23 protein-coding genes are annotated in these 23,705 nt (G+C 43.1%); 8 read left to right on the top strand and 15 right to left on the bottom strand.

The window, feature by feature from the left end; genetic code table 11:
- Window positions 1-41: 41 nt before the first annotated feature.
- The 3 genes from rsgA to HII16_RS11765 are packed head-to-tail and all read left to right on the top strand — an operon-like array spanning window position 42 to window position 2,733.
- Complete coding sequence (gene rsgA / locus HII16_RS11775) at window positions 42-1,073, top strand: small ribosomal subunit biogenesis GTPase RsgA (RefSeq protein WP_169130373.1); 1,032 nt, start codon at window positions 42-44, stop codon at window positions 1,071-1,073.
- A 50-nt stretch (window positions 1,074-1,123) separates the two neighbouring features.
- Window positions 1,124-1,999 (top strand): archaetidylserine decarboxylase, encoded by an 876-nt coding sequence (gene asd, locus HII16_RS11770; protein WP_348981415.1) that lies wholly within the window; start codon window positions 1,124-1,126, stop codon window positions 1,997-1,999.
- A gap of 5 nt (window positions 2,000-2,004) precedes the next feature.
- Window positions 2,005-2,733, top strand: coding sequence for a glycerophosphodiester phosphodiesterase family protein (locus HII16_RS11765; protein ID WP_169130371.1), 729 nt, complete (start codon window positions 2,005-2,007; stop codon window positions 2,731-2,733).
- Between the two features lie 24 nt (window positions 2,734-2,757).
- Here the strand turns inward: HII16_RS11765 and HII16_RS11760 are convergent, their stop codons facing one another.
- From HII16_RS11760 to gspC, 12 genes are all read right to left on the bottom strand, one after another.
- Window positions 2,758-3,504, bottom strand: a complete 747-nt coding sequence (locus HII16_RS11760) for a type II secretion system protein N (RefSeq protein WP_169130369.1) — start codon at window positions 3,502-3,504, stop codon at window positions 2,758-2,760.
- Window position 3,505: 1 nt separating this feature from the next.
- On the bottom strand, window positions 3,506-3,979 hold the full coding sequence (locus HII16_RS11755) for a type II secretion system protein M (RefSeq protein WP_169130368.1): 474 nt from the start codon (window positions 3,977-3,979) through the stop codon (window positions 3,506-3,508).
- The gene (gene gspL, locus HII16_RS11750; RefSeq protein WP_169130366.1) at window positions 3,976-5,214 is read right to left on the bottom strand and encodes a type II secretion system protein GspL; all 1,239 of its coding nucleotides are present in this window, start codon (window positions 5,212-5,214) and stop codon (window positions 3,976-3,978) included. The genes HII16_RS11755 and gspL overlap by 4 nt, the downstream gene beginning before the upstream one ends.
- Window positions 5,214-6,341, bottom strand: coding sequence for a type II secretion system minor pseudopilin GspK (gspK, locus tag HII16_RS11745; RefSeq protein WP_169130364.1), 1,128 nt, complete (start codon window positions 6,339-6,341; stop codon window positions 5,214-5,216). Before gspK ends, gspL begins: the two co-directional genes overlap by 1 nt.
- Entirely contained in the window at window positions 6,325-6,954 is a 630-nt protein-coding gene (gene gspJ, locus HII16_RS11740; RefSeq protein ID WP_169130362.1) for a type II secretion system minor pseudopilin GspJ, read from the bottom strand. Before gspJ ends, gspK begins: the two co-directional genes overlap by 17 nt.
- A complete protein-coding gene (gspI, locus tag HII16_RS11735; RefSeq protein ID WP_169130360.1) occupies window positions 6,951-7,325 on the bottom strand; it encodes a type II secretion system minor pseudopilin GspI in 375 nt (124 codons plus the stop codon). Before gspI ends, gspJ begins: the two co-directional genes overlap by 4 nt.
- Complete coding sequence (gene gspH, locus HII16_RS11730) at window positions 7,312-7,893, bottom strand: type II secretion system minor pseudopilin GspH (protein WP_169130358.1); 582 nt, start codon at window positions 7,891-7,893, stop codon at window positions 7,312-7,314. The genes gspI and gspH overlap by 14 nt, the downstream gene beginning before the upstream one ends.
- 19 nt (window positions 7,894-7,912) lie before the next feature.
- Window positions 7,913-8,377 carry a type II secretion system major pseudopilin GspG gene (gspG, locus tag HII16_RS11725; protein WP_169130356.1) on the bottom strand — a complete coding sequence of 155 codons (465 nt, stop codon included), beginning with the start codon at window positions 8,375-8,377 and terminating at the stop codon, window positions 7,913-7,915.
- Between the two features lie 9 nt (window positions 8,378-8,386).
- A complete protein-coding gene (gene gspF / locus HII16_RS11720) occupies window positions 8,387-9,601 on the bottom strand; it encodes a type II secretion system inner membrane protein GspF (RefSeq protein ID WP_135438898.1) in 1,215 nt (404 codons plus the stop codon).
- Between the two features lie 5 nt (window positions 9,602-9,606).
- On the bottom strand, window positions 9,607-11,184 hold the full coding sequence (gene gspE, locus HII16_RS11715; protein ID WP_169130354.1) for a type II secretion system ATPase GspE: 1,578 nt from the start codon (window positions 11,182-11,184) through the stop codon (window positions 9,607-9,609).
- Window positions 11,177-13,249, bottom strand: a complete 2,073-nt coding sequence (gene gspD / locus HII16_RS11710; protein WP_248289617.1) for a type II secretion system secretin GspD — start codon at window positions 13,247-13,249, stop codon at window positions 11,177-11,179. Before gspD ends, gspE begins: the two co-directional genes overlap by 8 nt.
- 61 nt (window positions 13,250-13,310) lie before the next feature.
- Window positions 13,311-14,270 carry a type II secretion system protein GspC gene (gene gspC / locus HII16_RS11705; RefSeq protein WP_169130350.1) on the bottom strand — a complete coding sequence of 320 codons (960 nt, stop codon included), beginning with the start codon at window positions 14,268-14,270 and terminating at the stop codon, window positions 13,311-13,313.
- Window positions 14,271-14,622: 352 nt separating this feature from the next.
- On the opposite strand from gspC, the gene hslR reads away from it, so the two are divergent.
- The 4 genes from hslR (at window position 14,623) to HII16_RS11680 (ending at window position 18,651) form a co-directional block, all read left to right on the top strand.
- On the top strand, window positions 14,623-15,033 hold the full coding sequence (hslR, locus tag HII16_RS11700; RefSeq protein WP_169130348.1) for a ribosome-associated heat shock protein Hsp15: 411 nt from the start codon (window positions 14,623-14,625) through the stop codon (window positions 15,031-15,033).
- Between the two features lie 7 nt (window positions 15,034-15,040).
- Window positions 15,041-15,892, top strand: a complete 852-nt coding sequence (hslO, locus tag HII16_RS11695) for an Hsp33 family molecular chaperone HslO (RefSeq protein WP_169130471.1) — start codon at window positions 15,041-15,043, stop codon at window positions 15,890-15,892.
- Window positions 15,893-16,152: 260 nt separating this feature from the next.
- Window positions 16,153-17,781: a phosphoenolpyruvate carboxykinase (ATP) gene (gene pckA, locus HII16_RS11690; protein ID WP_169130346.1), complete on the top strand. Its 1,629-nt coding sequence runs from the start codon at window positions 16,153-16,155 to the stop codon at window positions 17,779-17,781.
- Between the two features lie 531 nt (window positions 17,782-18,312).
- A complete protein-coding gene (locus HII16_RS11680) occupies window positions 18,313-18,651 on the top strand; it encodes a hypothetical protein (RefSeq protein WP_169130342.1) in 339 nt (112 codons plus the stop codon).
- 9 nt (window positions 18,652-18,660) lie between these two features.
- On the opposite strand, the gene envZ is transcribed toward HII16_RS11680, so the two are convergent.
- The 3 genes from envZ to greB form a co-directional block, all read right to left on the bottom strand.
- The gene (gene envZ / locus HII16_RS11675; RefSeq protein WP_169130340.1) at window positions 18,661-19,956 is read right to left on the bottom strand and encodes a two-component system sensor histidine kinase EnvZ; all 1,296 of its coding nucleotides are present in this window, start codon (window positions 19,954-19,956) and stop codon (window positions 18,661-18,663) included.
- 28 nt (window positions 19,957-19,984) lie between these two features.
- Entirely contained in the window at window positions 19,985-20,707 is a 723-nt protein-coding gene (ompR, locus tag HII16_RS11670; protein WP_135438890.1) for a two-component system response regulator OmpR, read from the bottom strand.
- 100 nt (window positions 20,708-20,807) lie between these two features.
- Entirely contained in the window at window positions 20,808-21,284 is a 477-nt protein-coding gene (gene greB / locus HII16_RS11665) for a transcription elongation factor GreB (protein WP_169130338.1), read from the bottom strand.
- A gap of 94 nt (window positions 21,285-21,378) precedes the next feature.
- Between greB and HII16_RS11660 the strand changes: the two genes are divergently transcribed.
- Entirely contained in the window at window positions 21,379-23,694 is a 2,316-nt protein-coding gene (locus HII16_RS11660; protein WP_169130336.1) for a Tex family protein, read from the top strand.
- Window positions 23,695-23,705 lie beyond the last annotated feature (11 nt).

Here is a 23,705-nt window from a genome sequence, read left to right as displayed (position 1 = left end):
ACTATTCATATACTTGAATAAGCAACCAAAGCAATTTCATAGTGGCAAAAGCGAAAAAACTGACCAAAGGACAACACCGACGAATCAAGAAAAATCTTGCTGAAAAGTTGAATAAAAGTAAGCAAGAAGTATGGCAAGATTCTGAACTTGGCGATGCCGAACAAGGGATTATTATCAGCCGTTTTGGCCAACACGCCGACGTAAAAAGTCAAGCTGGTGATATCGTTCGATGCAACATCCGCCGCACGGTCGATTCATTGGTTTGCGGTGATAATGTACTTTGGCGTCCGGGCAAAGAAACCAAGCACAGTATCAGCGGTGTGATTGAAGCGGTGCACGAGCGCCATTCACTGTTGTCACGTCCTGATGTTTACGACGGCGTTAAGCCGATTGCTGCCAACATTGATCAAATTTTTATCGTCTCATCGGTAGTTCCAGCATTTAACCCAGATATTATCGATCGTTATTTGGTTGCCACCGAATTAACCGGTATCAAGCCTATTATTGTGCTTAATAAAATCGACTTGCTCAGCGCAGACAATCAAGAGCTTATTGACCGTCATTTAAGCCTGTACGATGAGATTGGCTATGAAGTACTTAAAATAAGCTCCAAACATCAGCAAGGGCTGCAAGCGATAGAGCAACGCTTGCTCAATCAAACCAGCATTTTTGTCGGTCAATCCGGTGTTGGTAAATCAACCTTAGTAAACAAGCTAATGCCAGAGCTGGATTTGGTCACCAATGAAGTCAGTGAAATGTCCGGTCTAGGTCAGCACACCACCACCGTTGCCCGTTTATATGACTTCCCAAGCGGAGGTCATTTAATCGACTCACCAGGGATTCGAGAGTTTGGTCTTTGGCATTTAACCCCTGACCAAGTCGATCAAGGCTTTATTGAATTTCAAGAATACTTTGGCTATTGCAAGTTTCGCGACTGCAAACATCAGGACGATCCTGGTTGCGCATTGCAAAAAGCAGTTGAAGATGGCCATATTAACCCATTAAGGTTTGCCAGTTATCAACGAATACTTGCCAGCCTGGGCAGTAATACACTAACATCCCGTTTTAAATAACCTATAATAACCAACCTGCGCTAAGGCCAGGTACGAAAAAGGAAAACCAAGTGTCTTTGGATAATTTAAAAATTGCCCTGCAATACGCACTACCTAAAACTGCGTTATCTCGATTGGTTGGCAAATTCGCCGGTGCCAAAGCAGGTGCAGTGACAACCTTTGCTATCAAACGTTTTATCAAGTCTTACGGCATTGATATGAGCGAAGCGAAACTGGAGAATGCCAGCGACTTTGCCACTTTTAATGAATTCTTTACTCGTGAATTGAAAGACGGTATTCGTCCAATCGATCCTGACACTAATGAAATATGTTTTCCTGTTGATGGCACCATAAGTCAGCAAGGCGATATCGTTAATGATCAAATCATTCAGGCCAAAGGCTTCAATTATTCATTAGAAACCTTACTTGGCGGTGATCCGAAAACCGCTGAACCTTTTCAAGGTGGTAAGTTCTCAACCATCTATTTGGCACCTAAAGATTATCATCGCATCCATATGCCAATCAAAGGTACCTTACGAGAAATGATTTTCGTTCCAGGTGAGCTATTTAGTGTTAACCCACTAACCGCTGAAAATGTACCTAATTTATTTGCTCGTAATGAGCGCGTAGTCACCATATTTGACACTGAAATTGGCCCAATGGCCTTGGTTCTAGTTGGTGCAACTATCGTTGCCAGCATGGAAACCGTATGGGCAGGTACAATCGCACCGAGTGGCGGTAAAGCACTTAAACGTTGGCACTACCCTGCCGCTGACGAAGCCGGTGCCATTACCCTAGAGAAAGGCGAAGAAATGGGTCGCTTTAAACTTGGCTCAACCACAGTATGTTGTTTCCCAGCAGACACCATGGATTTTTGCACTGATGATTGTCCTGGTACTATTACCCGTCTTGGTAAGCCATACGGATATTTAAACAAAAGCGAATAACTACCATGTTAGTTTTAGCTCACCGCGGTGCCAGCGGTCACGAACCTGAAAACACATTATTGGCGATAGAAAAGGCCTTGCAAATGCAGGTTGACGCCATTGAAATTGATGTGCACTGGGCCGATGGTGAGCTAGTGGTTATTCATGATCGAAAAGTTGATAAAACCACCGATGGTCAAGGCCAATTAAAGAACCTCAGCTTTGCGCAAATTCGACAGCTCGATGCCGGTAAAGGGCAACAAATCCCGACCTTAGATGAAGTGCTTGAGCTTGTTCAAGGTAAGTGTCCAGTAAATATCGAACTGAAAACGGATAATACCGTTGTTGCCACCTTATCCGCCATCGATAAAGCGGTTCAAGAATATGGATTCGACTACGATAAATTTCTCTTGTCGAGCTTTAATCACCACTTATTATTGCAGATAAAATCGCTAAATAAGGCGATACGAATCGGTGCATTAACCGCCAGCTGCCCTCTCGATTATGCCGCATTCGCACAGCGATTAAACGCCTATAGTGTGCATATCAGCATTGATTTTATTAATCAGGCTTTTGTCGACGACGCCCATAAACGCGGCCTTAAAGTATATGTTTATACCGTCGATGACGAAGAAGATATCATCGCCATGCACCAGCTTGGTGTCGATGCTATTTTTAGCAATTACCCGACCCGTTCATTACTGAAAATCGCCCATTTAAAAGGGGCACCAAAATCGGATGCCCCTATTAACTAAATCAATTTGTCACCGCAATATGTCTTACAGTCGTATTCGATAACGCCCTTGATTATCTTTTTTGCCCATAAAGCCTAGCATTGGTTGCAGCTGCTCTGGGAATTTAGCGCCTGGTTGTAGGAAACCCGTTGCTGATAAACGACGACCATTAAATATCGCATCGAGTTGCAAGCCGAGGTTATTTTCTGGTTTAACTGCCAGCAGCACGTTGCCTTTTTCACAGCTAATATCCGCAGCCAAATCGCCTAACGGGACATATTCGCCGGTTGCATCAAGTTGTGCTTGCTGCCAATTAACAACACCTGTAGCTGCATTGCATACGGCTTTGCCTGGGGTGTACTGTGGTAAGTCTAGCTGTACTTGCCCTGCAGCCTTAATATCAATCATTAGATTGAGTTTGCTGGCAATGTAGTCGGCATCGGCACTGATTTTGACATCTTGTAATGACGCCACAGACAATAGATCAGATGCGGTAAAGCGACCACTATAACCCAATCGCGGGTTACCAAATTCAACATCGGCACTCGGGTTAAAGGTTATTAATGACAAAACACTTAATGACCATCGCACATCTTCTATTTTGTGTTGACCTAAGTAAACGCTGTCGACGTTACCGGAAAATATAGAGCCAGAGATCTGACCTAGATGAACGGTTTTTGGCAATTTAAAATGACCAATGATTTTCTTTGCCGGTGCATTGGCTACAACAAATAGCAAATACAATACTAGAAATGCCCCGGCAGGGGCTAAATACTTCTTAACGATAGCCATCTTATCCTGCTTTAGCTAATTGTAAACGACGCACCGCAATAGTTCCCGGCGCATTACCTTCGGTAATATCTATGGATTCAATAAGTACACCTTCGTTACTATTCAAATTATTAAGCCAGCTAACGAAAGTATTAAAAGGCACTTCATCAATCCAAACTTGCAAATCGTCACCTTGCGGCTGCATGCGAGCAATAGCAATCGATTGACGTTTAGCCGTGCGATTAACAATGCTTGATAAACTGCCACCAGTGCTCTTAATACCACCAGCTTTTTGCAATGCTTGCAGTTTTGGTAGATTCTCATCAACCCAAGCCGCTAATTGCTGCTGTCTCTCAAGCTTCTGTTGTGCCTTTTCTACGCTGTTGTTCAATGGCTGCCATATTAAAAAATAAAATATAAATATCGCAACAACGGCGCCCATAATCGACGCTAATTTTTGTTCTCTTGGATTAAGTCCTAACCACCATTGTTTCATGACTTACTCCTGATATTAAACGAACCACTTATCTGGTCGCCTTGATTGTTCTGAGCACCAACTTTAACGTCAAAATTAGAACTTTCAAGTTTTTGCTTAAAACGTTCAAAACTCTGATAGTCATTGCCAACAACGGAAAGTCGCAGTTCTTGGCGCTTGCCATCGAAGCGAATCGAACTCGGTTTAATTTGCGGCACATCAGCAAATGCAGGTTGCACGTCAGCGAGGATGGGTAAAAAGCCATTACCTTCACCACTAGCACCTAGGGCTTGCAACTGTCTTTCAATTTGACTCTTAACCGTTGTTAAGCGGACACGCTTGGTCTTTGGGAACGCCTTTTTATAGCTGGCTTCAATTTGCTTGCCAACCGCGGTGTATTGATTTTCTAATTGATTAAGCTGAACCACTTTGCCGATCAAATTCAACAACAATGCAAAGGCGGCAATACCTGCCACCCATAACCAGTTTTGAATATGTGGTGAGCGCTTCTCTTTAACCTGAAAGTCACCTTGCAATAAGTTAAAGCTAACATCTTTGCTATGGCGAGCAAGTAATAACAAGGGCAATGGGTATGCTTCACTGACGACATCAACGGATTCAAGTTCGGTTTCAAACGGGCTATAACAATGCATACGCATTGGCTCGGCATCGTCTTCGCCTTCTTCATTAACCTGTGCTAAGTGCTCTACCGCCAACGGTAACAACGACTTATCGACCACAAACCCACTAAAGCCACCGTAACGCAATAAACATTGATCGTTGATAGCCACCATGCTCAAGCCATCGTGCAATGGCATACATAGCACATCAGGAATAATGCGTTTAACCACCAAGCCGGCCTCTTCAAACCAAGATAGCCAGGTATTTATTTGTTGATGGCTGCTGTAGGCAACAAAGCAATTCTCGTCGCCTTGAAAATCTTTGGGCTTATTGGCGTAGGCAAAAAACAACTCATCTACGTCTTCAGCTAGCTCTTCTTCCAACATATAAGGTGTTGCCGCCCGTATTGAGCGGTCATTTTTGCCTGGTACTTTTAGCTTGCGCAAACCAATGGCCGTACTGTCAACCAATACCGTCAGTTGGCGACCTTCGGCTTTCTCAAGCAATGTCGCTAACTGCTCTTTACTGTCAAGTTCGCCACTGGCAATCTCATCCTCATGTTCATGGGACAAAATCAGCCATTGCAGCGGAGCTTGTGGTTGGGCAGAGATACGTATAAATAATGTTTCCCGCATTAATTTGCTCCGATCGTCCTATCTACCACACTAATAGATTCATCTTCATTAATTTTCATCACAGATTTCATACTGAAATAACTGTCGTTAAATGACGTCTTTGTGGTCAACATAAAGTAGTCACTGTCGACCACGAATTGCTGACGCCACTGCTTTTGATTCTTGATACCTTTGACCACACTTAAATCATATAAGGCGCTCAAATCTTTAAACCCTTCTTCGCCACGTTCTGCTAGGATTTCTTCCGCAGTACTGGAGTCTATACCCCCAAACAAGGCTTGTAATAACTCAATCTTTTCTTCATCTAATGTATTGATATTAATTTGATGGCGATGTGAGTTCGGTATGACACAAACATAATCTTGCAAGGCTAATATTGCCTGGGCGCTAAAATGTTCAACTAAACGCAATTCATTACTGCTAACCATCAAGCTATTGGCTGCCAAATATGGGTACTCACGTGACGCATAATCATTGTCTTCGGCACCACCTGGCGCAGCAATCATCGAATCTTCATCAAGCCAATCTTGTAAAGCTTCAGCCATTGCTTCAGCAGTATAGCGATCAACACCTTCAATATCGAGTAAACTGACTAATTCGATAAAGGCTTGTTTCGCCTTGTTTTTAATTTCTTTGCCCTGCTGATTGTCATCATCATCATTGCCATTACCTGGATTTTGCGATTCTCCGTTATCGGGATCATTATCCGAGTCATTGTTCTCATCATCACCCTGATCCGGCGCATTATCATCGTAGTTATTGCTCTGGTTTGGGTTATTCAATGCGTTAAGATTAAAGCAAGATTGTAAATCTTTAATTTCACCGCTAATTTCACCCAAATCAACAGGAAACGCGGTTTCCCCAGCAGCCCAAGGTTGCCCTAAATGAGTGACCGTCTTGTCTTTATTGTCTTGAAAAGACAAGGCTAATACCGTCTTACCAAACGCTTCTGCGCCCATGGCGTACCAATAGGCCTGCTGATTGGAATTGATATTTTCCGTACGTTGTACTTGAAAAATTAGTGCCGCGCTCATGCGACTGGCGATGATCACACAAATTGCCAGCACCAGCATAACCGTAATCAATGCAACGCCGCGTTGTTGTTTAGTGCTAGTTTTGATCATCATTGCCCCCAGACTTATCAACGATGCCGGGAACCAAAAACTGGCGGCGAATCATACCAGTATCGGTTAGCGTCATTTCAATAGCGACAGCCAGTGGTAATTCTTTACTCGGAATTTCTTTAACCCATTTATTACCATCAAAAAATTCAAAGTCTACTTGTTCAACACCAGTTATCAAGGGTCTAACTTTTGGTTCGGTACCTATGACCGAATCAACGAAGATATAATGGAGACGATTTAAAGTCTGTTCCTCTAATTGATAGGATACCGCTTGCACATCAGAGCGTGGTAATAATAATGCAGGGTTGCGCCAACCTTGACGCACGAAGGCGATACCATGGGTATTACTTGAATAGGTCGATTCATTAGAAAAGACGAAACTTTCTAGTGGCTCTTCACCATTTAAGCGCACTGAGCGCTTGGTCATTTGTAGAAAATCTCGTTCCATAACCAAAAATGCGCGTTGTAATTCGGTTAAACGCGCGCCCTTTTCGGCATTAACTTCACTGGAGGCATTTATGGTCGATAATACCGCGGTACTGCCAAGAGAAATCAGAGCAAAAATGAAAATTGCGATAAGAATTTCAATAAGCGTAAAACCAGTTTGACGCATCATTTTCTTACCTTAGGGTTACTAACGTAAGTGACCAAACTGGCAAGCGGGTATTTGTCATCTTCGCTTTCCCTTACCTCAATGGTAATGGCACGCATGTTCTTGTCTTCAGTTTCCTGAATAATACTTTGCCAATGCCATTCATGGCCGGCCATTTCTTCCTTACCGTTTTTCTTTTTCGGTGGCCACTGTTGCTGCAAGTTTGCCTCAACCAGTTGGTTTGAAGCGACCCAAGTAGCGATGCTTTTAACTTCTAGATTGGCGGTACCGTTTAAACTGGTGGCAGCAACATTCATCACCGCGGTACCTGCCAAGGCAAATACCGTAAGTGCCAACAACACTTCTATAAGGGTGAATCCGTTAGCCTTGTTCATCTTCAAACGGCCCCTCGACTTTTAGCGGTAAGGTATATTCAGCGAGTACTTCGTAAAAAACCGGGATGTCATAGTTGTCATCGTAAATGAAGGTCAACTTAAATGGTGTAATATCACCACCTGACAAGATAAATACTTGCGGATAAACAGGCTCTTCCTCTTCCTTGAAACCTTCATCGTATTCGAAGTCTTCAAACATGCTTTGATTAACTTGCATAGCGTCTTCGTCGATTGGCAAGTCATCAAGGCTCAACTCGATAGCGAAAGGTTCATCAAAAGCGACTTCGGTAAGAATATCCTGATCTGGAACAGGCACCCAACGGGTACCATCAAAGGCGAGAAAACGATAGACGTTGTCTTCTACATGTAAGCCCAGCTCAAGATTATTGAGCAGGGCATACTCACTTGCCAATGAAAATAACTCGGCAAATGTATGGCTGTGTTTTTCCAACTCGTCGGCAGGCTCAGTACCACGTATATTTGGAATGACTGCGGTATACATCATTCCCAATACAACCAATACCAACATTATTTCAAGTAAGGTAAAACCCTTAACACGACGAGACACAAACACATCCTAAGCCAAATTAGCCTTCAGAACCCGGACCACCGGCTTGCCACTCTTTGATATTCCAGTTACCAATGTCATCATCAGTACCTGGTTCACCATCTTCACCAGAAGAGAAGATATCGTAGCGACCAAATTCACCTGGGCTAATTAAGATATATTCATTACCCCAAGGGTCTTGTGGCAGACTCGATACATAGCCACCCGGTAAAAAGCGACGCGGAAGAGGCTCAATATCAGTCTCTTCAACTAAGGCTTCTAAGCCTTGTTCTGTGGTTGGAAATTTAAAGTTATCGGCCTTATACGTGATCATCGCTTTTTCCAAAGCTTGTACGTCTGAAATTGCCTTTTGAACATTAGCACGGTCCAAGTTACCCATAACATTAGGCAATACCATTGCACCTAATAAACCGAGAATTACGATTACGATCATAATTTCAAACAAGGTAAAACCGCGAACATTACGGCGTTTTTGCACTTTCATTTTGACACCTTATATCATTGTATTTAACTGCAGTATTGGCTGAACGATTGCCATTACAATAAATAAAACTATGGTTCCCATAGTTACCATTAGCGCTGGTTCAAAGATTTTTAACGATATACTGACCAGCGCTTCAAATTGGCGATCTTGGTTATCAGCAGCTCGTTCGAGCATTGATTCCAACTCACCTGATTTTTCACCACTGGCTATCATATGGACCATCATCGGCGGAAATAGTTTGGTTTGTTTCAGTGAAGCTTGCAAGCTCGCACCTTCTCTAACCTTATCTGCAGCTTCGCTGACCCGTAATTTTATATAATCATTGGTCAAAACCTCACCTGCAATACGCATACTTTCCAGCAAAGGAACAGAACTTGCGGTCAGTATACTTAAAGTGCGGGCGAAGCGTGCAGTATTCAAGCCTTTGGTGACTTTACCTGTAATAGGCAAACTCAAAGACTTCTCATGAACCTTCATTCTAAAGCCGGCTTTTTTCATCATTTGTCTAAAGCCAAACATGCACAGCACAATAAATGCCAAGATCCACAACACATAATTTTTGAGAAAATCACTGACCGCAATCAACACTTGCGTAGAACCTGGCAATTGTTCGCCTAAATGATCAAACTGACCAACGATTTGCGGCACAACCGCGACTAACAACACGACGATTACCGATACCGCGACGAGCGTCATAATGATTGGATAAATTGACGCCTGAATGATTTGCGAACGCATGTTTTGACGTTGTTCGGTATAGTCCGCCAAACGATTGAGAACTTTATCCAAATGTCCCGACTTTTCACCTGCCGCCACCATGGCGCGAAACAGGTTGTCGAATATATTAGGAAATTCCGCCATCGATTCCGCTAAGGTGAAACCTTCATTGACCTTAGAACGTACCGACATGATCATACTTTTCAGCTTGTCTTTTTCACACTGCTCAGCAACCGCAACAAGCGTTTCTTCCAATGGTAACCCTGATTCTACCAGAGTAGCCATTTGACGTGTTATCAAAGCGAGCTCAGAAGATGATATTTTTTTGCTGCCAAAGGCACCGCCAGCGGCTTGTTGTTTGGCTTTGGCTAACGCCGGCGTCACTTCAATCGGGATCAGACCACGCTCGCGCAATATTGACCGCACTTGCTTAGCGTTATCGCCTTCAAGAACGCCCTTTTTATTTTTACCACGGTCATCGACCGCTTGATAATCAAATGCTGCCATTTAGACTAACCTTCTCGGGTTACACGTAAGATTTCTTCCAACGTTGTAATACCAGCTAGGACTTTATCAAAACCATCATGGCGAATACTTGGTGTTTTGGCGCGTACCGCCCTAACGATGGCTTGTTCACCAGCGTTATTTTGAATCAATTCTCGAACGCTATCATCAACCACCAAAAGTTCATGGATACCGGTACGACCGCGATAACCAAGATACTTACATTTCTCACAACCAACAGCTCGATATATGGTGTGTTCTTGTTGATCATGGATATCTAATAAACGAGCTTCTTCGTCGTTCACCACATGGGCTTCTTTACAATGTGGGCACAAGGTACGAACTAAGCGCTGTGCCAGTACACCGATTAAGCTCGACGAAAGTAGAAACGGTTCAATACCCATATCTTCAAGACGGGTAATCGCACCTGCTGCGGTATTGGTATGCAGCGTCGACAACACCAGGTGACCGGTCAAACTCGCTTGAACCGCAATTTGTGCGGTCTCAAGGTCACGAATCTCACCGACCATTACCACGTCTGGATCTTGACGCAATATCGCACGCAGACCTCGGGCAAAGGTCATATCTACCTTAGTATTCACCTGAGTCTGACCAATGCCTTCTATCGCGAATTCGATTGGATCTTCGACGGTAAGGATATTACGTTCGGATGAGTCTATTTGCGTTAAACCTGCATACAAGGTGGTACTTTTACCGGAGCCGGTTGGGCCGGTCACCAAAATAATGCCATGTGGCTTGGCAATGACATCGGTAAACTTCTTACGTGCTTCGTCTGTCATACCTAAGTCGATAAGATTTAATCGCGCGGCGTTTTTATCGAGTAGACGTAACACCACTCGTTCACCGTGACTTGAAGGCATGGTTGATACACGGACATCAACCGCACGACCACCGATAAGCAACGAAATACGACCATCCTGAGGGATTCGCTTTTCGGCTATATCGAGCTTTGCCATAACCTTAATGCGAGATACTAGCATCGACGCAAGCTTACGATTTGGCTTAAGGATTTCTCGTAACACACCATCAATACGAAAGCGTATTTTTAGCATTTTTTCAAAGGTTTCGATATGTATATCAGAGGCGTTTTCTTTAATCGCTTCAGACAACATGGCATTGATTAATTTGATAATCGGCGCGTCGTCTTCGTTTTCGAGTAAATCTTCTGCGTCATGGATTTCATCGGCCAATGAATACAAGTTTGCTTCATTACCGATATCTTCCATCAACTGTTGCGCTTCAGATGAATCGCGTTGATAAGCTAACGTTAATAAACGCTCAAATTCTTCTGGGCTGTGCTTGGTTATCGAAAACGGCTGCGAGACATAACGCTGCGCTTCTAACACAGCGTGCAAGTTGGCTTGACCTGCGGTATGCATCAGTAATCCATCTTCGGTTTGCTCGGTTAACACACCATGACGTTTGGCAAAACCAAAAGGCAAACGAATCGGATCAGCTAATTCAGCTTCCTCAGGGAGTTCATCAAACAACTCTTCCGGGCTGGCCAATTCGTCGGCCAGCTCGTTTGCTTCGTTGATAATATCGTTATTTTCGTTACTACTCATTTGTATCTTCTTGCGTATTTGATCCGTCAGATTCATCTAACTTATCAATAGCACGTTGTTGCATATATTCATCAAACGATGGTGGAAGCTCTAAGTTCTCTTCCCATTCAGGTAGCAATGGTAATTTAGCATCATCCATCAACTGCAAACCTGCTTCTTGTTTTTCCATCTCTACAGCACGCATGTAGTTGTAGCGTTTCTTGGTTATAGCATCCATTGCCGTACCTTCACGGATAATGGTTGGACGCAAGAACACCATAAGATTACGCTTACGCGTTGTACTGCCGGTTGAACGGAATAATGCACCAAGTAATGGAATATCACCTAAAATAGGCACCTTTTGCATCGATTCTTGTACGTCTTCATCGATCAGACCACCAAGAATAATGGTGGCGCCGTTATCGGCCATAACCGTGGTTTTTATTTCACGTTTATTGATTGAGATATCAACTCCTGTCGCACCACTCACCGACGACACTTCCTGTTCGATAGTAAGCTGTACACCACTGCCTTCATTAACTTGTGGCGTAACTTTTAGCTTGATACCAACTTCTTTGCGATCAACCGTGGTAAATGGATTCGAATTGTTACTACCGGTTTGCGAACCGGTAATAATAGGTACTTCCTGACCAACAATAAAATAGGCTTCTTCGTTATCTAATGTGGTAATACTCGGCGTTGCCAAAATATTAGAATTAACGTCCGTGCTTACCGCTTGCACGATAGCACCCCAATCGTCTTCAACAATACCAAACATCATACCGCTTACATTACCAAGTAATTGCGCAAGAATTGTGTAATCACCTTGAGTGTCAGGATTGTTTGATTCAGTTATAGAACCATCAGGGTTGGTAATAATGGTTTGCGACGCTTCTTCACCTTCAGCAGCAATAGCGCCGGCGGCAATACCTGAAATAGGCACAACACCATTGTTAAACTGGGTAAAGCCACCGTCTTCGTGATACCACTGCACACCAAGTTGCGCACCGTCAGATTCGAATACTTCAACAATAATTGCTTCAACTAAGACTTGTGCTCGGCGGATATCCAATTGACGAATAACCGCTTCCAATGAACGTAACATATCTGGCTCTGCGGTAATTACCAAGGTATTGGTATCATCATGCGCTTCAATCGATACATTACGATTTGAACTGTTACGACGTGCGGTTGTGGTTTTGGTGGTGCCGGTTGTTGTGGAACTGCGTTGGATACTGTCAGATACCGACTGCATCACCTGCACTAGATCTGCTGCTTTTGCGTATTTTAAGTAATACACGCGGGTATTACCTGAGGTTTCTAATTCACTGTCTAACTTGGAAATCAGTCTGGCAATACGTTCACGCGCTTTCAGCTCACCTGAGACAATGACCGAGTTAGTTCGCTCATCGGCAACAATTTTTGGTATTAGAAACGCTGGAGTATCCGATTTGCCGCTCTGTGGCTTATTGATATTTTCAATAATGCGCACCATTTCACCCGCTGATGCAAATTCAAGCTTGACGATTTGTACGCCTTGGTCACCAGCTCGGTCTACTCGTTGAATGATATTGACAAGTCGATTAACTACCGCTGCCGTACCAGTCATCATAATAACGTTAGATGGTTCATAGTGAACCACATTACCACCGCCGGCCTGATCACTTAGTTGACGAAGCAATGGCGATAATTCTCGAACAGATACATTCTTAACTTCAATGACGCGGGTGACCATTTCGTCACCAACACCAGAATTCTTATCACCAACAACCGGAATATTTGCGGTTTTAGCATCCTTATTAGGGATCACCTTGATGATATTGTTTTCCATTTCTACAACGGAAAAACCATAGACTTCTAGTACGTTAAGGAAAAACTGATAGTACTGCTCTTCGCTTAACAGGTCATAGCTGCGGACATTAATTTTACCACGAACTTTCGGGTCAACAATGATGGTTTTTTGCAGGTTTTTACCAACTATGTTGATAAATTCGGTAATTTCTGTGCCTTTAAAATTTGGAGAATATTGTGCTGCATAAGCGTTGCTGACGCTTAAGGTACATGCCATAGTCATGGCTGCCAACATACTCGCTGAGGCTCGTTTTAATTGTTTTGCGCAAAATGTTCGGCGCATGAATGCTCTCCAGTTAGTTATCCAGTCCCAATGAAATGTCGTGTAACACGCCGTCACGTTCAACTAGCAAATCGACATGTTCTGATTTTCTTAGTTCTGCTAATGCTTTTTGCGCTTCGCGCATATCGGTCAAATCACGACCATTTATTTGTACCGCCACATCGCCTGGTTGTAAGCCTACTTCCTGAAAAAATTCCGGATTTTTGCTCGGCATCAAACGATAGCCAGCGACTTTACCTTCGACACGGTACGGTGAAATTTTTATGTAGTCTGTTAATTTACCTGGGTTATCAAGGATCTCTGAACGCGCCTGAGCGACACGTTCTTTAATACGAGCCTGACGTTCAGAATCATCTTTGTTAACCCCAGGGTTATTTTTCTTGGTCGACTTAACCGTAGTTTTGATTTTAACTTCGTCAGCGGCTGGTTGATCCGCGCGAATTTCCTTGGTGTATTCAAAGCCATCAAGCATTAAGGTTTCCATACGACCTGAACTTTGGATTATGACGCGGTCATTGTGCACTTGTTTCAAAATTGCACGTGTGCCGGTAATTTTATCGTCAATGCCGTAGGTTTCCTGTACACCTTTTGATTCAACTATGGCGGCGGCCGTTGTTTGATCATCAGAGGCAACAACACCGGTTAATGTCAGTCTTAATTTTGTCTCTGGTGCCGACTCAATTGTCTCAACCGGCGTTTCAACTTCAACCTGTTTGTTGTATTCACCAAACAGGTTCAATTTAGTGATTGAACTAATATCAAGATTTTTGCTGCTACTTTTACCGGCAATGGTTTGACTTGTAGGAACGCCAGAAGTTGCTTTTTCCGCTTGCGGAACCAACATCCAGGTAAAGTTGGCTGCCCAAAAGGCAATATAGATAACAAGTAAAGTAATTAGCGCGCGCGTGAGTGCCTGCTGTGGCACTTTTTGCCATAAGCTCTGTAACTGAATTGTAATTTGCGCTAAATCCATAATTGCTTTTCGTTATATAAAATAATCATAATAAATATCCGTCCCTGATAATACTTAACGAAATCAACAGTAACAAGCGCTGTCATCGTTTTTTTGTGACAAAGTTTTTAGGTTTACAGTTGGTTTACATATTTATTGTAATCAGGTGTGTACAGATCGTTAAATTTACCTGCCACTAACACTAAATGATCTAGCATTAACAAGGATTTAACAAGTTTTTAGTAATAAAAAATTGTAACTGTTAAAAAACGTAACCAGAAAATTGACGATTTTACCGCCGAACAACGGCAAAAGTGGCTAAAATTTAACAACTATGGTAAAAATGCCGGCAAATTTCTAGGCTGAGAAAATCGTGACAAAAAAATCGACTCAAGACATTGAAAACGACTCTGTTCGCCTCGATAAATGGCTGTGGGCAGCGCGTTTTTACAAAACCAGAGCCATTGCCAAGCAAATGATTGACGGCGGTAAAGTGTTTTATAACGGTCAGCGCAGTAAATCCAGTAAAAGTGTCAGTATTGGTGATCGTATTCGTATACGCCAAGGTTACGATGAAAAAGAAGTTATTGTCGTTGCCCTCGCAGATCGTCGTCGCGATGCGACATTTGCGCAAACGTTATACCAAGAAACAGAGCAAAGTCTAAAAACCCGTGAAGATACTGCATTGGCGCGCAAGCAAGGTACATTATTTAGCCCAGCCAGTGACAGCAAACCAGACAAAAAACAACGTCGTAAATTAAGAGAATTTAAAGAAAGGATCTAATGTGACAATGCCAACAGATGTATTGAACCGCTACCTATTTGATGACCTACATGCCCGTGGTGAGTTGGTTCAACTTGATCAAAGCTTTAAGCAAATTATCGAAAATCACAATTATCCTCAGCCGGTAAGTAAATTACTTGGCGAGTTGATGGCAGCAACCAGTCTGTTAACCGCCACCTTGAAATTTGAAGGTGAGATTGCGGTGCAAATCCAAGGTGACGGTCCGGTAAAATATGCGGTAATAAATGGTAATCATCAACAGCAAATGCGTGGTATCGCCAAAGTGGACGGTACGATTGAAGGTGATAGCCTACAACAAATGCTGGGCAAGGCGAATATGGTGATCACTGTTATTCCTAATAAAGGTGAGCGCTATCAAGGCATCGTTGCCTTGCAGGGTGATTCATTAGCAGAATCGCTTGAGCATTATTTTGCGACCTCAGAACAATTGGCAACCAAAATCTGGCTGTATGCGGATACTGACACGGTAACAGCGGGTGGCGCTTTTGTGCAGGTACTTCCGGATAGCGAAGATAAAAACCAGCAAATGCAGGACTTTGAGCACATCAGTCAACTAACAGCAACGCTTAAAGCCGAAGAAGTGTTCAGTCTGCCTGCTGAAGAAATACTGTATCGCTTATATCACGAAGAAACGGTACGTATGTTTGAGCCACAACAAGTCAGTTTTGTTTGTGGTTGCAGCGAGGACAAATGCTTAACCGCCATCGCCAATATTGGACGTGACGGGATTGAAGAGCATTTACAAGAACATGGTGAAATAAATATTAATTGCGATTTCTGTTTACGAGAATATCGATTTGATCGTGAAAAACTCAAACAATTACTTAATCCTAACTAAAACAAACCGAATCCAAACTAAGTATCAATTACATCGATGTTTAAGAATGGTGTAATTTTACTACTTTTATGGCGTTAAACTGTCGAATAAGCGTGCAATTTTCGATAGTTAACGCCACTTTCGTTATCCTACCAAAAAACTTTCAAAACCACTTACATTTTCCTTTTATTTACAATTCATTTTCGTTACTATGCGAGCAATCTAACGAAGATTTAGAATTATTACTCTAACTTTTACTTGTAATGCCAGGAGCCGCGCTAATGAGTACTGCGAAAGCCATTGATTTAACGCCAAAAAATATTGATTTGTCGCAATATGGTATCAATGACACAACCGATGTCGTGTACAACCCATCTTATGACCTGCTATTCGCTGAAGAAACCAAAGCAGGTTTAGAAGGTTATGAACAAGGTACTGTAACAAATACCGGCGCTGTTGCTGTCGATACTGGCATTTTCACTGGCCGCTCGCCAAAAGATAAATACATTGTTCGTGATGACACCACCCGCGATACGGTTTGGTGGTCAGATCAAGGTCAAAATGATAACAAGCCTATGAGTCAGGAAACATGGTCTCAGCTTAAGGGTTTAGTTACAGAACAATTATCTGGCAAACGTCTATTCGTAGTAGATACCTTCTGTGGTGCAAACGAAGATACGCGTCTTAAAGTGCGCTTTATTACTGAAGTTGCATGGCAAGCTCATTTCGTTAAGAACATGTTTATTCGCCCAAGCGACGCAGAACTGGCTGAATACGAACCTGATTTCGTGGTCATGAACGGCGCCAAAACAAATAACGCTGATTGGCAGCAACAAGAATTGAATTCAGAAAACTTCGTCGCCTTTAACCTAACCGAGAGAATGCAACTTATCGGTGGCACTTGGTACGGCGGTGAAATGAAAAAGGGTATGTTCTCAATGATGAACTACCTATTACCACTAAAAGGAATTGCGTCGATGCACTGTAGTGCCAATATTGGTAAAGATGGTGACACAGCGATCTTCTTCGGCCTATCAGGCACAGGTAAAACCACGCTTTCAACGGATCCAAATCGTCAATTAATTGGTGACGACGAGCACGGCTGGGACGACAATGGTATCTTCAATTTCGAAGGCGGTTGTTACGCAAAAACCATCAACCTAAGCAAAGAAAACGAACCTGATATCTACAATGCTATTCGTCGTGACGCATTGCTGGAAAACGTTGTGGTCAGAACCGATGGCAGTATTGATTTTGACAATGGTTCAAAAACAGAGAATACGCGTGTTTCTTACCCTATCCATCATATTGATAACATCGTAAAGCCAATATCTCGTGGCGGTCACGCGAACAAGGTTATTTTCCTTACCGCCGATGCATTTGGCGTTTTGCCACCGGTGGCTAAGTTAACACCAGAGCAAACTGAGTACTATTTCTTGTCTGGTTTTACCGCTAAATTAGCCGGTACCGAACGTGGTATTACCGAGCCGACACCAACCTTTTCAAGTTGTTTTGGTGCTGCGTTCTTAAGCTTACATCCGACCAAATACGCTGATGTGTTGGTTAAACGCATGCAAGCGGCAGGTGCAGAAGCATACCTTGTGAACACCGGTTGGAATGGTTCAGGTAAGCGTATTTCTATCAAAGATACTCGCGCCATTATTGACGCTATCTTGGATGGTTCAATTGAACAAGCAGAATGCCAAACTCTACCAATGTTCAACTTATCTGTACCAACAGCATTACACGATGTAGATAGCAATATTCTAGATCCTCGTGATACATACAAAGATGCTGCTGACTGGGATGACAAAGCTACAGATCTTGCTGCTAAGTTTATCGCTAACTTTGACAAGTTCACAGATACTGAACATGGTCAAAACTTAGTTGCCGCAGGACCTACATTGTAAGCTCCGCTAACGACAGTAAAACGCCGCGCAATTGCGCGGCGTTTTTGTTTGTGCGAGATAGCAAAAACGCTGTGCCATAATTGAGTGACCATGGACAATATACGGATTAGCAATTGCTCAGTTGTGACTTACACGATTACCTCGAAATCATTTGCCTGTACCAAACCGAGGTAAAGTTAACCTTGCAAGATGGCAATAAAATAATTGCCGTCGCCGACCAGGTAGTGATTAACAAAGATCACCATGGCAATAAACAAGAACATTTACAAATAACACTTAAAAACAGAACCTTAAGTAGTATTAACGTTGAGCTAATCAAGCTAATTGAGTGCCTACAAGAGCCGCGCCCTTTTGGCTACTTAAACCTAAAAACCGGTGAGCGACGTTAGCGCTTCATAAATTCTCAACTACACTAAATTTTACCCCCACAACAATAACAGGAGTTTATGGCGATCATCAGCAAAGGGAGATAAGAATAACGACATGACGGTTGCGCTACTGTCTGGATTTTGATTAACCATCAAAACATATATGACCATTCTTGATCATCAAGTACCAGTAACAAATAATCTGGTATACGCGTTGCAAACACATCGTCTGCTTTGGTTGCTTTTGTGCCTTACTGCAACATTAGACTACGTTTCAACAATTAATTTTATGACCACTGGCGGAATACAACTGGAAGGAAACTGGGTGATACGACTATTGGCTCAGCAATTTGGTATTTTTAGTGGTGTCGCGTTCGGTAAAATATTACAGATTTTTGCTGCAATGGCGTTTTGCTCACTATCAAAAGAGATGTCACGACCGATACTTTGTATCATCATTATCTTAAACGCTAGTGCATATTACATTAATATCATGTATTAATTTTCAGCTTTATTCGGCAACTGGAAGTTCGACTCGAGCTTCCAGGCCACCACCTCGACGATTACTTAATGACACTCGCCCGCCATGACCATCAACAATACGCTTAATGATCGCCAACCCAAGTCCACTACCTTTGGTACCACGTGCGGTATCACCTTGAGTGAATGGCTGAAATAATCGTTCGACGTCTTTCTCACTGATACCAGGACCTCGATCCGATACCGTAAAATAAACAACACCACGCTGTTTATCATGGCCTGAGCGTACTTCAACGTCTTGTTCTGAGTACTTATAGGCATTTTGAATCAAGTTAGTTAATACCCTTTTTATCGCTGGGTAAACCATCGGCACTTTAGGCAGTTCACGCAAATCGAGATGCAATTGATGTTGGTCGGATTTTTCTAACTCCACCACTTCGCGAATCAGGGTATTCATTTGACAGATGCGCGATTTTTCCATCATGTCATGACGAATGTAATCAATAAATTGGTCGATGATCGAGTTCATATCATCGATGTCTTTCTCGATACCTTCTTTGAGGTAATCTTCATCTTCACTCATCATTTCAGAGGCGAGACGAATACGCGTTAATGGGGTACGCAAATCGTGTGAAATACCAGCCATTAACAAGCTACGGTCAGACTCCAATTGCTTGATACCTGTCGACATGCGATTAAACGCTTGGGTTACCGACACTATCTCACTAGAACCTTGCTCTTTAAGTGGCTCTGGAAATTTACCTCGACTGACGTCGATAGCGGCTTTTTGTAATGCCTTTAATGGCCTATTTAATTGTCGAACAAACAAATACCCACCGGCGACACTTAAGCCACCAATAACCACGAGGTAAAAAATAAGCGGATAAAAGCTCGCCTCTTCTAAACCATGCAATGGAATTTTCACCCACAATTGCGGCGCTTGTGGTGGTCTGATCCAAAATAAATACTCTTCACCTTGCGAGATACGAACTTCGGCTTCGCCCTCTAGCAATTCGGTCATTTGCATTGAAAGGTATGGATAATACGCAGCATCAGCCAAGCCAAGCATTAACGCATCTTGTTCGCGGTAAACACCAATTCCGGTTTCACGATGAAACGCCTCTGCCAATTGCGGATTAAAATTCGCGTCACCACCATCGATAAACACCACTTTGACTTGTTTTGCCAACAGCTGATTGATTTGTTCTAGGTTTGGTTTGATAACATAGATAGCGACACTAAGGTAAGAGACCACCTGATTGATCAGCAATAAAAAGCCGATCAATAACACGGTTTGGCCAAACGCACTTCGCGGAAACAGTTTCATTTAAGGTTTCAATTAACCAGTCATCGGATTAGGCCGGTGAGCCATCAGGAACAAACACATAGCCTAAGCCCCAAACCGTTTGGATATAACGAGGATTCGCGGGGTCTTGCTCCAACATACGACGTAATCTTGACACCTGTACATCAATGCTTCGTTCTAATGCCGAGTAATCGCGGCCGCGTGCAAGGTTCATTAATTTATCTCGAGACAATGGCTCTCTCGGGTGTGTAATTAAGGCTTTGAGTACCGCAAATTCGCCACTGGTCAGCGGCATGGCAAGATCGCCTTTGCGCATTTCACGGGTCGCAAGGTTTAAGCTAAAGTCACCGAATTCGATGACTTCTTCTGCCAACGATGGTGCGCCTGGCGCTTCATTGGTTTTGCGACGCAATACCGCTTTAATGCGGGCAAGTAACTCACGCGGGTTAAATGGCTTAGGCATATAGTCATCCGCACCTAGCTCGAGGCCGATGATACGGTCAACTTCATCACCTTTGGCCGTCAACATGATAATAGGTATTTCATTATCGTCTTGACGCAAGCGACGACAGATAGAAAGTCCGTCCTCACCCGGCAACATCAAATCAAGTACAATTAGGTGGAAATTTTCGCGTTCTAACAAGCGATCCATTTGCTCGGAATTGGCAGCACTGCGCACTACATATCCCTGTTCTACTAGATAACGTTCAAGCAATGCTCGTAAACGCATATCATCATCTACCACCAAAACTTTCGGTGTTTCATGTCCCATAGCTGCCTCTCGAAAACCCTATCCCATTGTTTTTATACTTTACTTTATTGAATTTTGGTGATGATTAACAGTTAATTAAGCGTATATTTGTTACAAACTATTAACGCTTATAGTGAATCTCGGTTATTTCCAAATAACGCTCACCATCTGGGGTTTTAACCATCACTTCATCATCAACCTGCTTACCCAGTAACGCTCGGGCTACCGGTGAATCAATACTGATTTCGCCTTTTTTCACATCCCACTCGTCGGGTCCAACCAAACGATATTCAAATTGCTGCTCATTTTCATCAATCACTTTTACCCACGCGCCAAAAAACACTTTGCCTTCTTGCTGTTTTTCTGGGTAAACAATGTTTAATTGATCCAGTCGCTTACTAAGAAAGCGAACCCGGCGATCGATCTCTCGCAAGCGTTTTTTACCATAAATATACTCGGCATTTTCACTGCGATCGCCAAGAGCTGCCGCCTCAGATACCGCTTTGGTTACCTTAGGGCGTTCATCTTTCCACAAAAATTTCAACTCTTCATCAAGACGCTGCCAACCTTCACGGGTAATGTAATTTGATTTACTCATAAACTTAAAAATATTGTAATTTAACTGGAATTATTGTCGTCCTAAAGGTATATACTCTGCAACTCCTAATTTTATATTATTAGCGACAACTCATATGCTAAATATCTCGCAAACGATTGCCAACGAGTTAAATGTTAAAGCAGCGCAAATTGATGCTGCGGTAAGATTACTCGATGACGGCGCCACTGTTCCTTTTATAGCACGCTATCGAAAAGAAGTGACCTCGGGTTTAGATGATGGTCATCTGCGTCATCTTGAACAACGTCTAGGTTATTTACGTGAACTGGATGAACGTAAACAACTGGTGCTTAAAAATATAGCTGATCAGGGCAAACTTTCTGATTCTTTACGTCAACAAATTACCAAGGTTGATAATAAAACCGAATTAGAAGACTTGTACCTGCCTTATCGCCCAAAGCGTCGTACCAAAGGACAAATGGCCATCGAAGCGGGTTTACAACCATTAGCCGATGCCTTATTCAATGACTGGCAACTTCACCCTGAGGTAGTAAGTAAAGATTATATCGACAGCCAAAAAGGCGTTGACGACAGCAAAGCGGCGCTCGAAGGCGCGACTTATATCCTAATGGAACGCTTTAGCGAAGACGCGGTTTTGATTCAAAAGCTGCGCCGCCATCTAATCAATAAAGGCCATATAGAGAGTCAGCTGGTTAAAGGCAAAGAAGCGCAGGCGAGTAAATACAAAGATTATTTTCAACACAGCGAAAAGCTTAGTAAGGTGCCTTCTCATCGTGCCCTTGCTATGTTGCGCGGCCGCAATGAAGGCGTGTTGCAGTTATCGCTAAATGCCGATCCTGGACAAGAGTTAGCAGAGCCTAGTGCGCAAGCAATGATTCGTGAACATCTGCACTTAAACGTTAATAGTCAACCTGCGGCGGACTGGATAAATCGTCTAGTACGTTTAACTTGGCGCGTTAAGCTATCGATGTCTCTGGAAACAGAATTACTTTCACAGATACGCGAAAAAGCTGAAAGTGAAGCGATTAATGTGTTCGCACAAAATCTTAATGATTTGTTGATGGCCGCACCTGGCGGCGCCAAAGTCACCTTAGGTATTGATCCAGGCATACGAACGGGCTGTAAATTGGCCATCGTCGATGCCACCGCTAAACTGCTTTATACCACCACCATTTACCCTCATGAGCCACAAAAGCATTGGGATAAATCAATTCGTACCCTAACCAACCTCATCAATCAATACAAAATAGAATTGGTGGCCATTGGTAATGGTACAGGGTCACGTGAAACCGATCGCTTATGTACTGAAGCGTTTGCCAAGCTAGATAAAGCACCGGCGAAACTGATCGTTAGTGAAGCTGGTGCCAGTGTTTATTCTGCCTCAGAATTTGCTGCCAATGAATTTCCCGAGTTGGATGTATCTCTGCGTGGCGCGGTCTCCATTGCAAGACGCTTACAAGACCCATTAGCAGAATTAGTCAAAATCGAACCTAAAGCCATCGGTGTTGGCCAGTATCAACACGACGTTAGTCAAAGCCAATTAAGTCGCACCTTGGATGCTGTGGTCGAAGACTGTGTAAACGCCGTTGGCGTCGATGTCAACAGCGCCTCAATGCCGTTGCTAAACCGCGTTGCCGGTTTAAGCAAAACCATGGCGCAAAATATTGTCGCCTATCGTGATCAATATGGTCGTTTCGATAATCGTAAGCAACTTAAAAAAGTATCTCGCCTTGGTCCGAAAGCGTTCGAACAAGCCGCAGGCTTTTTGCGCATTACTCAAGGCGATAACCCTCTTGACGCGTCCGCGGTGCATCCTGAAAGTTATAGCGTGGTCGAAGCGATGGCCAAAAATGCAGAGTGTCAAATCGACCAATTGATGACAGATCAACAGCGTTTAAAGCAAATCAACGCAAGTGACTTTGTTAGCGATCTATTTGGTTTGCCAACGGTACAAGATATTATTGCCGAACTGGATAAGCCAGGTCGAGATCCACGACCACAATTTAAAACCGCCAGCTTTAAAGATGGCGTCGAAACCATCAAGGACCTAGAACAGAACATGATTCTCGAAGGGGTAATCTCCAACGTTACTAACTTTGGTGCCTTTGTCGATATTGGCGTGCATCAAGATGGTTTGGTACACATCTCTGCGTTAACGAACAAATTTATCAACGATCCACGTGATGTGGTTAAAGCCGGTGACATTGTCAAAGTTAAAGTGTTGGAAGTCGATGCGCCACGCAAGCGCATTAGTTTGACCATGCGTCTTGAAGACGATGCCAACAATAACCAAGCGCAAAACAAGAAAAGCGCGCCGAAGGCAAAGGCCAAACCTAACCACAAAAATCAAACGAAAAAACAAAAAGCGCCTGCCAATAATATGATGGGTAACGCGTTTGCCGAAGCATTTGCTAAAGCCAAGAAACCTTAATTGAATTAATT

This window comes from Thalassotalea sp. Y01 (assembly GCF_012932945.1).
Taxonomy (GTDB): Bacteria; Pseudomonadota; Gammaproteobacteria; order Enterobacterales; family Alteromonadaceae; genus Thalassotalea_A.
Note: the sequence above shows the minus strand (reverse complement) of the source record. Positions and strands in the feature narration are given on the sequence as shown.

What these genes read in the sequence shown, in the direction of transcription:
- HII16_RS11765 (WP_169130371.1), top strand. Translation starts at nt 2,005, where the DNA reads ATGTTAGTTTTAGCTCACCGCGGTGCCAGCGGTCACGAACCTGAAAAC.
- HII16_RS11760 (WP_169130369.1), bottom strand. Translation starts at nt 3,504, where the DNA reads ATGGCTATCGTTAAGAAGTATTTAGCCCCTGCCGGGGCATTTCTAGTA.
- HII16_RS11755 (WP_169130368.1), bottom strand. Translation starts at nt 3,979, where the DNA reads ATGAAACAATGGTGGTTAGGACTTAATCCAAGAGAACAAAAATTAGCG.
- gspL (WP_169130366.1), bottom strand. Translation starts at nt 5,214, where the DNA reads ATGCGGGAAACATTATTTATACGTATCTCTGCCCAACCACAAGCTCCG.
- gspK (WP_169130364.1), bottom strand. Translation starts at nt 6,341, where the DNA reads ATGATGATCAAAACTAGCACTAAACAACAACGCGGCGTTGCATTGATT.
- gspJ (WP_169130362.1), bottom strand. Translation starts at nt 6,954, where the DNA reads ATGATGCGTCAAACTGGTTTTACGCTTATTGAAATTCTTATCGCAATT.
- gspI (WP_169130360.1), bottom strand. Translation starts at nt 7,325, where the DNA reads ATGAACAAGGCTAACGGATTCACCCTTATAGAAGTGTTGTTGGCACTT.
- gspG (WP_169130356.1), bottom strand. Translation starts at nt 8,377, where the DNA reads ATGAAAGTGCAAAAACGCCGTAATGTTCGCGGTTTTACCTTGTTTGAA.
- gspF (WP_135438898.1), bottom strand. Translation starts at nt 9,601, where the DNA reads ATGGCAGCATTTGATTATCAAGCGGTCGATGACCGTGGTAAAAATAAA.
- gspE (WP_169130354.1), bottom strand. Translation starts at nt 11,184, where the DNA reads ATGAGTAGTAACGAAAATAACGATATTATCAACGAAGCAAACGAGCTG.
- gspD (WP_248289617.1), bottom strand. Translation starts at nt 13,249, where the DNA reads ATGTTGGCAGCCATGACTATGGCATGTACCTTAAGCGTCAGCAACGCT.
- gspC (WP_169130350.1), bottom strand. Translation starts at nt 14,270, where the DNA reads ATGGATTTAGCGCAAATTACAATTCAGTTACAGAGCTTATGGCAAAAA.
- hslO (WP_169130471.1), top strand. Translation starts at nt 15,041, where the DNA reads ATGCCAACAGATGTATTGAACCGCTACCTATTTGATGACCTACATGCC.
- pckA (WP_169130346.1), top strand. Translation starts at nt 16,153, where the DNA reads ATGAGTACTGCGAAAGCCATTGATTTAACGCCAAAAAATATTGATTTG.
- HII16_RS11680 (WP_169130342.1), top strand. Translation starts at nt 18,313, where the DNA reads ATGACCATTCTTGATCATCAAGTACCAGTAACAAATAATCTGGTATAC.
- envZ (WP_169130340.1), bottom strand. Translation starts at nt 19,956, where the DNA reads ATGAAACTGTTTCCGCGAAGTGCGTTTGGCCAAACCGTGTTATTGATC.
- ompR (WP_135438890.1), bottom strand. Translation starts at nt 20,707, where the DNA reads ATGGGACATGAAACACCGAAAGTTTTGGTGGTAGATGATGATATGCGT.
- greB (WP_169130338.1), bottom strand. Translation starts at nt 21,284, where the DNA reads ATGAGTAAATCAAATTACATTACCCGTGAAGGTTGGCAGCGTCTTGAT.
- HII16_RS11660 (WP_169130336.1), top strand. Translation starts at nt 21,379, where the DNA reads ATGCTAAATATCTCGCAAACGATTGCCAACGAGTTAAATGTTAAAGCA.